Raw genomic sequence first — 11,157 nt, forward strand, 5'->3', positions numbered from 1 at the left:
GGCGCGGAGGTGGCCGCCGCCGCGGGTGGGGCGAGCGGGACGGCCAGGGCCGCCGCGGTCGTGACACCGATCGAGGAAGCAAGGAATCCACGCATGCCCCTGATACTGGACATGGATATACAAATATGTCCATTTGAGATCTGACGGCCCGTAGGGTGCCTTCGTCCGAACCGGTGGTGGTGCGGTACGCCGCCCGCTCGGTGCGGGTGTGGGGTGCCGCGTACGCTTGCGCGGGTGAACGCGACCGATCGGACCCCTGCCGACCTGCTGAGTTCCGCGCTCGCCGCGGACCCGGGACGCCCCCTGGTGACCTTCTACGACGACGCCACCGGCGAACGCGTCGAACTGTCCGTCGCCACCTTCGCCAATTGGGTGGCCAAGACCGCCAATCTGCTCCAGGACGAACTCTCCGTCGAGCCCGGCGACCGGGTCGCGCTGCTGCTGCCCGCGCACTGGCAGACGGCGGTGTGGCTGCTTGCGTGCGCGTCGGTGGGCGCCGTGGCGGACGTGGCGGGTGACCCGGCGTCGGCCGACGTGGTCGTCAGCGGGCCGGAGCCCGAGTCGCTGGACGCCGCGCGGGCGTGCTCGGGCGCGCGGATCGCGTTGGCGCTGCGGCCGCTCGGCGGGCGGTTCGCGCCGCGCGCGCCGGAGGGCTTCGCCGACTACGCGGTGGAGGTGCCGGGGCAGGGGGACCGGTTCGTGCCGTACGCGCCGGTGGATCCGGAGGGACCCGCGCTGATCGTGGCCGGGCGGGAGTTCAGCGGGGCGGAGGTCGTGGAGCGGGCGCGGGCGGAGGCGTCCGGGCTGGGGCTCACCGGGCCGGGGGCGCGGATCCTGTCGGGGCTGCCGTACGACACGTGGGAGGGGTTGAGCGCCGGGTTGTACGGGCCGTTGGCCAGTGGGGGGTCCGTGGTGTTGTGCCGGCACCTGGAGCAGGCGGGGGGCGGGGTGCTGGACCAGCGGATCGAGGCGGAGCGGGTTTCTGCCACGGCTCGGTGAGGTCTTGGCAGGTGACTGGTGATCCGGCGTCGGCGTGAGGTGAACCTGCGCGGGCCGGCGCTGACACCGTGACCGGCGTTCGGGCCGGCGTGAGGTGGGTCCGCGGCCCGGCGTAGCGGGGTGCCGCTGCGCCCACCCTCCCCCACTCTCGGCTTCGCTCGAGCGGGGGGACCCCCATCGCCCCAGCGGCACGACTGCCCGCAGGTGGGTGCGGCCCGCCCGACCCGTTCGGCTCACTATCGTTCCGCGTCCCCCTCCCCCGCACCGCATGATCGTCACAGCGCACGGGTGCGGGACGGAGGGAGACGTGAGCGATGACGCCGGCAAGGGGGCGGGGGCGTCCGCGTCCGGGGACGGGCTGAGGCGGCGGCGTCGGAGGCGGCGGCTGGCCCGGGCGGGGATCGCGGTGGGCGTGGTGGCCGTCGGCGCCGTGGGCGTCGGGTGGGCGGTGTACGCGAAGCTGAACGGGAACATCACGTCGGACGAGGCGGCGGCCGCCGAACTCGCCCGGTACGAGAAGGAGCGCCCCACCGCCCTGGTGCGCGGCGCGCAGAACGTGCTGCTGATCGGGTCGGACTCGCGCTCCGGCGACGGCAACGCACGCTACGGCCGGGACTCCGGGACCGAGCGGTCGGACACCACGATCCTGCTGCACCTGGCGGCGGGCCGGGACAGCGCCACCGCCGTCTCCCTCCCCCGCGACCTGATGGTGAACGTGCCCGGCTGCCACGGCCCGGACGGGGCACGCACCGCGCCGGTGTTCACACAGTTCAACTACTCCTTCGCGGCGGGCGGCTCGGCGTGCTCGATCCGGACCGTGGAGAAGCTGACCGGCATCCGGATCGACCATCACGTGGTCGTCGACTTCCAGGGCTTCAAGAAGATGGTCGACGCCCTCGACGGCGTCGAGGTGTGCCTGCGCAAGCCGGTCGACGACGAGGACGCCAAGCTGAAGCTGCCCGCGGGTCGGGTGACGCTCGACGGTGAGCAGGCCCTCGGATACGTCCGCGCCCGCAAGTCGCTCGGGGACGGCAGCGACACCGACCGGATGGACCGGCAGCAGCGCTTCCTCGGGGCGCTCGTGAACAAGGTGCAGAGCAATGGCGTACTGCTGAATCCGGTGAAGCTGTACCCGGTTCTCGACGCGGCCACGTCGTCACTGACCACGGACCCGAATCTGGCGAGTCTGCGCGGCCTGTACGACCTCGTGCGGGGGCTGCGCGACATTCCCACCGAGCGTGTGCAGTTCCTGACCGTCCCCCGGGAGTCCTACGCGGGCGACGCCAACCGGGACCAGCTCGTGCAGCCCGACGCCGAGGCGCTCTTCACGCGGCTGCGGACGGACGACCCGGTGACGATCGCCGCGCCGGTCCACGGCGAGCCGAGGGACGCCGATTCTCCTGCGCCGACGTTCAGCGGGAACACCGCCGACGAAGACGTCTGCGAGTAAAGCGCGTTCAAAGTCACGGCAAGACGGATGCAAGGCACGCATGAAAGTACGGACAATTGTCCAAGAAATGCGCTGGATTGCCCAGTTGTAAGTTTCGTGGCATGCATCACTGCCATCGCCCCGAGCCGAACCGGGCGGTTAGTGTGAGCGATCCGGTGTGCCCGGCCCCGAGGCTCTGCCCGAGGCCGCGCACCGAGTGAGCGAGACCGGGCGCCCGGAGGGGAGGGCGCCGCGTGGCCCCGACGGAGGATTCGGACAACCGTGGACGCGCAAGGCCGTGGACGGGCGGGCGACATCGACCCCGCAGACCAGTGGGTACTCAATCCGGAGACCGGCGAATACGAACTGCGACTGTCCCCTTCCGCAGCGCAGTCACCGGTCCCGGGCCCCCGGGGCGCAGCACCCGCCCCGGCACCGGACCGTGGGGTCCCCCCACAGCGCAGACGCCGTTCGGCTCCCGGGGAACCGCCGCCGGGACGCGCGGGGCGCCGGCGGCCGGCGAAGAAGAAGTCGAGGGGCAAGCGCGTCCTGCTGTGGACGGGCGGCACCATGGCGTTCGTCGTCCTCGCCGGCGGCACCGCCGGGTACCTGTACCTCCAGCACCTGAACGGCAACATCCAGTCCGTCTCCGACGACGGCGCGAGCACCGGTGGCTTCCAGAAGGACAAGGCCATCAACATCCTGCTGATCGGCACCGACAAGCGCACCGGCAGCGGCAACGAGGGCTACGGCGACACCGGGAGCGCCGGCCACGCCGACACCACGATCCTGCTGCACGTGTCCAAGGACCGCTCCAACGCCACCGCGCTCAGCATCCCCCGCGACCTGATAGTCGACGTCCCCGACTGCCCGACCACGCAGGAGGACGGGACGCAGAAGGTCATCCCCGGTTCCAGCGGCGTCCGCTTCAACACCAGCCTCGGCCAGGACGGCCGTACGCCCAGCTGCACCATGCGGACCGTCACCGAGCTGACGGGGGTGACGCCGGACAACTTCATGGTGGCCGACTTCAACGCGGTCAAGACGCTGACCTCGGCCGTCGGCGGCGTCGAGGTGTGCCTGGCGAAGGACATCGACGACCCGGACTCGCACCTGAAGCTGCCGGCGGGCGAGCACACCGTCGAGGGCGAGCAGGCACTGGCCTTCGTCCGCACCCGGCACTCCGTGGGATTCGGCGGCGACCTGAGCCGTATCGAGATCCAGCAGCAGTTCCTCAGCGCGCTGATGCGCAAGCTGAAGTCCAACGACACGCTGACCAGCCCGTCGAAGATGCTGAAGCTGGCCGAGGCGGGGACCGAGGCGCTGACCGTCGACTCCAAGCTGGACAGCATCGGCAAGCTGAAGGACCTCGGCCTGGAACTGGGCAAGCTCAACACCAAGAACCTGACCTTCACCACGGTGCCGGTGATCGACAACCCGGCCGAGAAGGTCAAGGCGACGGTCGTGCTCAAGGAGGGACCCGCCCAGCAGGTCTTCGACATGGTGCAGAACGACGTCTCCTTCACCGAGGTCAAGAAGAAGGAGTCGGAGAAGGAGAAGAAGGAGGCGGCCCAGGTCGCCGCCCGGCTCCAGGGCGAGCGGTCCGAGCCCTCCGAGGTCCGCGTCCGCGTCATGAACGGCGGCGCCCCCGTCGGCAGCGCCCAGCAGGAACTCTCCTACCTCCAGACGAGCGCCGGCGTCACCAAGTCCGAGAACGCCGGCAACGCCCCCGCGGATCTCGCCAAGACCACCCTGGAGTACGCCCCCGACCAGGCCGACCAGGCCCGCGCCCTCGCCGAGATCCTCGGCCTGTCCGGCGCCGCCATGAAACCCGGCGAAAGCGTCACCAACTCCCAGGGCCTGCCCACCATGACCCTCACCCTCGGCAAGGACTTCAAGGGCGCCGGAGTCAAACTCGACGCCGCCTCCGCGAAGGCCCCGGAGGACCTCCAGAAGTCCACCGCGGACAAGGTCCAGTGCGCGAAGTGACCTGACGGCCTCCAAACCCGTCTGACAGTACGACAGTCCATCGGTGCGCCGGGGGACGGCCGGGACGGAAGCGGCCCCGCGGGGCGCCCGCAATCCGTCGGGGCCGCCGTACAGCCAACGAGGGGCGCCGTACGTCCAACTGTGCGAACAGGTCGCGCGCAGGGGCGCGTTCACGGGCCGAGGGTGGGAGAGGGACATGACGCAGGGCAGTGTGCAGGGGGAGGGAAGGCGGCCGGGCGCGGTCCGACAGGCTCACGGCGGGGACACCGGCGGCGAGGACGGGGGGGGCACCGGCACGGCAGGGCCGCCGGGCCGGGGAGAGGGGCACCGCCGCCGGTCGCGGCGCCGGCGCCCCGGACGCCGGCACCGGGCGCTGCGCTGGTCGGCGACGGTCCTCTCGGTGCTGATACTCGGCACGGCGGGCGCCGGGTACCTCTACTACCGGCACCTGAACGGCAACATCGAGAAGGGCGCGCGCAGCAGCGGCGACTCCAAGGCGCACCGCACCGAGCCGAACGCGGCCGGTCAGACTCCCCTGAACATCCTGCTGATCGGTTCCGACAGCCGCGCCTCCGAGGCCAACGTGGCCCTGGGCGGCGGCAAGAACAACCGCGACAACCCGCCGCTGGCCGACGTGCAGATGCTGATCCACCTGGCCGCGGACCGCAAGAGCGCGGCGGTGGTGAGCATCCCCCGTGACACCCGCGTGGACATCCCCGCGTGCGAGAACGCGGAGACCGGGGAGACGTTCCCCGCGACCAACGCCATCATCAACGAGTCGCTGGCCCGCGGCGGCGCCGGCTGCACCCTGGCCACCTGGGAGAACCTCACGGGGGTCTACGTCGACCACTGGATGACGATCGACTTCGCGGGCGTGGTCTCGATGGCGGACGCCGTCGGCGGCGTCGAGGTCTGTGTGAACCAGAACGTGTGGGACCGTCCGTTGCCCGGCGTCCCCGGGGGCTCGGGTCTGAAGATGGAGGCCGGCCGCAACAAGGTGCAGGGCGAGCAGGCGCTCCAGTGGCTGCGCACCCGGCACGCCTGGGGCAGCGACCCGCTGCGGGCCCGCGCCCAGCACATGTACATGAACTCGATGATCCGCACGCTGAAGCAGCAGAACGTCTTCACCGACACCGGCCGGCTGATGAACCTGGCCGAGGCCGCCACCAAGTCCCTGACCGTCTCCGAGGAGGTCGGCACGGTCAAGAAGCTGTACGACCTGGGCATGCAGCTCAAGACGGTGCCCACGGACCGCATCACCATGACGACGATCCCCACCGTGGCGGACGACCAGGACGCCAACCACCTGCTGCCGGCCGCCGGGGCGGACCAGATGTGGGCGATGCTCCGCGACGACGTGTCCTTCGACGACAAGGGCGGCAAGGACGAGAAGGGCGGCGGGAGCGGCAAGGACCCGAGGGACGCCGAGGGCGCCACCGGGAAGCCCTCCGACGAACCCGCCGCCGACTCCGACATCGGCGTCCTGGTCCAGAACGCCACCCGCTCCGGCTCGCTCGGCCCGGTCAGCGGACGGGCGCGTGCCGTCGCCGGGATGCTGACGGAGAAGGGCTTCTCCAGGGCGACGACCGAAACCTACGCCGCCCTCTCCGAGGAGCGGACCCTGGTCCGGTATCCGAGCGACGAGTTGGCCGGCGACGCGCGGCGCGTCGCCGATGCGCTGGGCATCCCGGCGAGCTCGGTGCGCAAGTCCACCGACGTGTCCGGGATCACGCTCGCCGTGGGAGCTGACTGGCGCTCGGGCACGTCCTACCCGAAGCAGAAGACGCCCGAGGCGGGGGATCTGCCGGACGACAGCGACGCCCTCAACGGCTCGGACACCGGCAAGTGCATGGACGTCTACAAGCCCTATCGATGGTAGGAGTTCACGAAAATAGGAGGGATTGCCCTGTTGTAGGGGCGTCGAATGTGACACCAGAGTCGTTCGACGCTGAACTGGGCGGATAGTGTGAGCGCTCCAGTGCCCCTGCCGCGAGGCCAGCCCTGGCGTCGTGCACTAGTTGACCCTTCATCGTGCGCCTTCCGGAGAAGGCGCCGCGTGGCCCCCGACGGAGGATTGGGAGACCGTGGACGCGCAAGGACGTGGGCGGGCAGACGATGTCGATCCCGCAGACCAGTGGGTACTGAATCCACGCACCGGCGAATACGAACTGCAGCTGTCCCCTTCCGCACCGCAGTCGTCCGTTCCGGGCCCCCGCCGGGGCGCACCCCGCTCCGGCGACGCCGGCGGCGGCACGGCGGGCACGGCCCGTCGCCGTACGGCCGCGCCCGGCCGCGAGGTCCCGCCCCAGCGGCGGCGCAGGTCCGCGCCCGAGGAGCCGGTACCGGGGCGGCGCGGACGCCGGCCGGAGAAGAAGTCGAAGGGCAAGCGGGCCCTGCTCTGGGCCGGAGGCAGCACGGCCTTCGTCGTCCTCGTGGCCGGGGTCGGCGGCTACGTCTACCTCAAGCACCTCGAGGGCAACGTGTCGACGACGGACGTAGGCAGCGCCGGAAGCAGCAGCTTCAAGAAGAACGAGGCCTTCAACATCCTCATCATCGGCACCGACAAGCGCACCGGTGAGGGCAACGAGGGCTACGGCGACAAGGGCAGCGTCGGGCACGCGGACACGAACATACTGCTGCACGTCTCCGAGGACCGCTCCAACGCCACCGCCCTCAGCATCCCGCGCGACCTGATCGTCGACGTCCCCGACTGCGAGACCGTGCAGGAGGACGGCACGACGAAGATCATCCCCGGCTCCACCGGCGTCCGCTTCAACACCAGCCTCGGCGAGAGCGGCCGGGATCCGGGCTGCACCATGCGCACGGTGAAGGAGGCGACCGGGATCCAGCCGCACCACTTCATGATGGCCGACTTCAACGCGGTCAAGACGCTGACCACCGCGGTCGGCGGCGTCGACGTGTGCGTGGAGAACGCCGTGGACGACCCGAAGTCCCATCTCAAGCTGCCCGCGGGCGAGTCGAAGGTGGAGGGCGAGCAGGCGCTGGCCTTCGTCCGCACCCGGCACGCCTTCGGCAACGAGGGCGACCTGGACCGCATCAAGGTGCAGCAGCAGTTCCTCGGCTCGCTCATGCGCAAGATGTCCTCCAGCGACACCCTCACCAGCCCCACCAAGCTGGTGAAGCTCGCCGAGGCCGCCACCAACGCCCTGACCGTGGACGAGGCCATCGGCAAGGTGGGCACGCTCAAGGACATGGCCCTGGAGCTGAAGAAGGTGCCGCCGAAGAACATCACGTTCACCACGGTGCCGGTGATCGACAACCCGGCCGAGAAGGTCAAGGCGACGGTGGTCGTGAACGAGACCAAGGGCCCCCAGGTCTTCGACATGATCAGGAACGACGTCTCCTTCACCGAGGTCAAGAAGAAGGAGTCGGAGAAGGAGAAGAAGGAGGCGGCCCAGGTCGCCGCCCGGCTCCAGGGCGAGCGGTCCGAGCCCTCCGAGGTCCGCGTCCGCGTCATGAACGGCGGCGCCCCCGTCGGCAGCGCCCAACAGGAACTCTCCTACCTCCAGACGAGCGCCGGCGTCACCAAGTCCGAGAACGCCGGCAACGCCCCCGCGGATCTCGCCAAGACCACCCTGGAGTACGCCCCCGACCAGGCCGACCAGGCCCGCGCCCTCGCCGAGATCCTCGGCCTGTCCGGCGCCGCCATGAAACCCGGCGAAAGCGTCACCAACTCCCAGGGCCTGCCCACCATGACCCTCACCCTCGGCAAGGACTTCAAGGGCGCCGGAGTCAGACTCGACGCCGCCGTCAAGAAGCCGGACCTGGACAACGAGTCCACGGCCGACCAGAAGCAGTGCGCCAGTTGACCTGACGGACCCGTCGTACGTCTCACATGACGGCGACGGGTCCGCGCGGTGGCGCGGGGGTGGGGAGGGACGCGCGAGTGACGCGGAGCGGTGTGCAGGAGGAGGACAGACGGGACGCCGTCCCGGACGTCCAGGAGAGCGACGGGACCGGCAGTCGCCGTCCGCGGCGTGCCCGCCGGGCGCTGCGCTGGAGCGCGGTGGTGCTCGCCGTGGTCCTGGCCGGCACGGCCGGTGCCGGTTACCTCTATTACGAGCACCTCAACGGCAACATCGAGAAGGACCCCCTGAACCTGGGGGACGGCAAGGTGGCCGCGCCGACGCCGAACGCGGCCGGGCAGATCCCGCTGAACATCCTCGTGATCGGCTCGGACGCCCGGGACAGCGAGGAGAACCAGCAACTGGGCGGCGCCCGCGAGACGTTCGGCTCCACGCCGCTGGCGGACGTGCAGATGCTGGTGCACCTGTCCGCCGACCGCAGCAACATGTCGGTGGTGAGCATGCCGCGCGACACCCTGGTCGAGATACCCAAGTGCACCGACCCGGACGACGGGAAGGTGTACCCGGCGAGCGGCGGCCGGGTGATGACCAACCAGAGCCTCGGGCACGGCGGCCCGGGCTGCACGGTGGCCACCTGGCAGGAGCTGACCGGCATCCACATCGACCACTTCGTGATGGTGGACTTCGCGGGCGTGGTCGCCATGGCGGACGCCGTCGGCGGTGTCCCGGTGTGTGTGGACGCCGACATCCACTCGCGCGACGGCGAGGGCCACGGCTCGGGTCTGAAGCTGGAGAAGGGCACGCACCCGGTCAAGGGCGAGCAGGCCCTGCAGTGGCTGCGCACCCGCTACGGGTTCGAGGACGGCAGCGACCTGGCGCGGGCGAAGGCCCAGCACATGTACCTCAACTCGATGGTCCGGACGCTGCGCGAGAACGCGACCCTGGGCAACCCGAACAAGCTGCGCAGGCTGGCCGAGGAGGCCACCTCGGCACTCACCGTCGACCCGGGTCTGGACACCGTCAAGAAGCTGTACGACCTCAGCGACGAGCTGCGCCGGGTGAAGCCGGAGCGCATCACCATGGCCACGATGCCCAACCGGTACGTGGGCGCGCGCGTGGAGCCGACCGAGGACGCCGAACAGCTCTTCCGGCTGGTGCGCGAGGACATCGCGCTGGACGGCAAGGACGCGAAGAAGAAGCCCGAGGCGGAGCCGGCGGAGCCGGACGACCCCGCCGCTCCCGACGGCGAGATCGCGGTCCAGGTCCGCAACGGCACCCGCACGGACCGCCTCGGCGCGGCCGGCGGACGCGCGAACACGGTCGCCGGTCTGCTGGTGGAGCGGGGCTTCACCAGGGCCGTCGCGGACCCCTCGGTGCTGCCGAGCGAGGACCGCACGCTCGTCCGCTATCCGAGCGCCGACCTGGAGGGCGACGCCCGGCGCGTGGCCGAGTCCCTGGGGATACCCGCGAGTTCGGTGCAGCGGTCGACCGACGTCTCGGGGGTCACCCTCGTGGTGGGCGCCGACTGGCGCGAGGGAAAGGCGTACCAGGCGCCCGAGTCCGACGACCGCACCCCGGATTCGGCCGAGGCCCTCAACGGCGCGGACGAGAACGCCTGCATGAAGGTGGACCCGGCGTTCAGCCCCTGACGGACGTCAGCGCGCTCCGGCGGCGTCGGCGGTCCCGGCGTCGGCCTGGACGGCCGGGCGCCGCGAGGCGATGACCTTCCTGGCCAGCGACTTGGGACTGGTCAGGAAGCCCCACCCCCACGACATGTGCATGGTCGCCAGCGCCACCGGGATCCGGGCCCGCGCCTTCAGCCCCAGCCCCTTGCCCGCCGGGACCGAGCCCGCGACGATCGCGGCCAGGTAGGCGCCCGGCACGACGAAGCCCCACGGGGTCAGCGCGGCGCCCACCACGACACCGGCCGCGATGGCGCACACGGCGGTCGGCGGGGCGAGGTAGCGCAGGTTGATGGAGCCGGAGTGGTAGCGGGCGACGACGTGCCGCCAGCGGCCGTAGTCCTTGTACTGCTTGGCCAGAGCGCGCACGCTCGGCCGGGGGCGGTAGGAGACCCGCAGCTCCGGCGAGAACCAGATGAGGCCGCCGGCCTCGCGGATGCGGAAGTTCAGCTCCCAGTCCTGGGCGCGGATGAACTCCTCGTTGTACCCGCCCTGCCGTTCCAGCGCCTCGCGGCGGAAGACGCCCAGGTACACGGTCTCGGCCGGGGCGGCCTCGCCGCCGGTGTGGAAGGCGGCGTTGCCCACGCCGATCTTCGACGTCATCGCGGCGGCGACGGCGTCCTCCCAGGCGTTCTCGCCCTCGGCGTGCATGATGCCGCCGACGTTGTGCGCGCCGGTCTCCTCCAGCAGCCGTACGGCCGTGGCGATGTAGCCGGGCGACAGGATGCCGTGGCCGTCGACGCGGACGACGACGGGATGGCGGGAGGCCTTGATGGCGGCGTTCAGCGCGGCGGGCGTACGGCCGGTGGGATTCGGCACGGTGTGCACGCGCGGATCCTCGGCGACGAGTGCGGCGGCGATCTCGTCCGTACGGTCCGTCGAGGGACCGAGGGCGATCACGACCTCCATCTCGCCGGCGTACTCCTGGGCGAGGATGGCGCGGACGGCGCCGCGCAGGTGCCGCTCCTCGTTGAGGACGGGCATGATCACGGAAACGGCGGGCGGCCGCACGTCGGACTTGGCGTTCATCGGTGCTCACGTTACCGCGAACGGGGGACACGGGTGCGCGCCGCGGGGGTCACAGCCGCGAGCAGCAGATCGTATGGGCCTACGGTGCTCACGGATCCCACGTCCGGCCTCACGGTCCGCAGCCAAGGGCCCGTCCTCGCGGAGGTGTCACCTTGCCCACGCCGCCCCGCTCCCCCCGGGTCCCGGCCTCGTCCCCCCGGGG

The 11,157-nt window shown here is 71.2% G+C and carries 7 protein-coding genes; 6 read left to right on the forward strand and 1 reads right to left on the reverse strand.

Translation table 11 applies throughout. The features are described 5' to 3' along the window. The first annotated feature begins 234 nt into the window (after nt 1–234). The 6 genes from DMH12_RS34085 to DMH12_RS34110 all read left to right on the forward strand — a co-directional run bounded on the left by DMH12_RS34085 (nt 235) and on the right by DMH12_RS34110 (nt 9,893). Complete coding sequence (locus DMH12_RS34085; protein ID WP_125495210.1) at nt 235–999, forward strand: TIGR03089 family protein; 765 nt, start codon at nt 235–237, stop codon at nt 997–999. A 268-nt stretch (nt 1,000–1,267) separates the two neighbouring features. Next, nucleotides 1,268–2,449 (forward strand): LCP family protein, encoded by a 1,182-nt coding sequence (locus DMH12_RS34090; protein ID WP_125495211.1) that lies wholly within the window; start codon nt 1,268–1,270, stop codon nt 2,447–2,449. A 261-nt stretch (nt 2,450–2,710) separates the two neighbouring features. Then, on the forward strand, nt 2,711–4,417 hold the full coding sequence (locus DMH12_RS34095) for an LCP family protein (RefSeq protein ID WP_125495212.1): 1,707 nt from the start codon (nt 2,711–2,713) through the stop codon (nt 4,415–4,417). 196 nt (nt 4,418–4,613) lie between these two features. Continuing rightward, nucleotides 4,614–6,296: an LCP family protein gene (locus DMH12_RS34100; protein WP_185832719.1), complete on the forward strand. Its 1,683-nt coding sequence runs from the start codon at nt 4,614–4,616 to the stop codon at nt 6,294–6,296. A 205-nt stretch (nt 6,297–6,501) separates the two neighbouring features. Beyond that, the gene (locus tag DMH12_RS34105; protein ID WP_185832720.1) at nt 6,502–8,247 is read left to right on the forward strand and encodes an LCP family protein; all 1,746 of its coding nucleotides are present in this window, start codon (nt 6,502–6,504) and stop codon (nt 8,245–8,247) included. Between the two features lie 77 nt (nt 8,248–8,324). Continuing rightward, complete coding sequence (locus tag DMH12_RS34110; protein ID WP_125495213.1) at nt 8,325–9,893, forward strand: LCP family protein; 1,569 nt, start codon at nt 8,325–8,327, stop codon at nt 9,891–9,893. A gap of 6 nt (nt 9,894–9,899) precedes the next feature. Here the strand turns inward: DMH12_RS34110 and DMH12_RS34115 are convergent, their stop codons facing one another. Continuing rightward, nucleotides 9,900–10,955: a glycosyltransferase family 2 protein gene (locus DMH12_RS34115; RefSeq protein ID WP_125495214.1), complete on the reverse strand. Its 1,056-nt coding sequence runs from the start codon at nt 10,953–10,955 to the stop codon at nt 9,900–9,902. Nucleotides 10,956–11,157 lie beyond the last annotated feature (202 nt).

Source organism: Streptomyces sp. WAC 04229 (assembly GCF_003947455.1).
Lineage (GTDB): Bacteria > Actinomycetota > Actinomycetes > Streptomycetales > Streptomycetaceae > Streptomyces.

Bases quoted from the DNA above. Each gene is read 5' to 3' on its own strand.
- DMH12_RS34090 (WP_125495211.1), top strand. From the start codon at position 1,268: ATGATCGTCACAGCGCACGGGTGCGGGACGGAGGGAGACGTGAGCGAT.
- DMH12_RS34100 (WP_185832719.1), top strand. From the start codon at position 4,614: ATGACGCAGGGCAGTGTGCAGGGGGAGGGAAGGCGGCCGGGCGCGGTC.
- DMH12_RS34115 (WP_125495214.1), bottom strand. From the start codon at position 10,955: ATGAACGCCAAGTCCGACGTGCGGCCGCCCGCCGTTTCCGTGATCATG.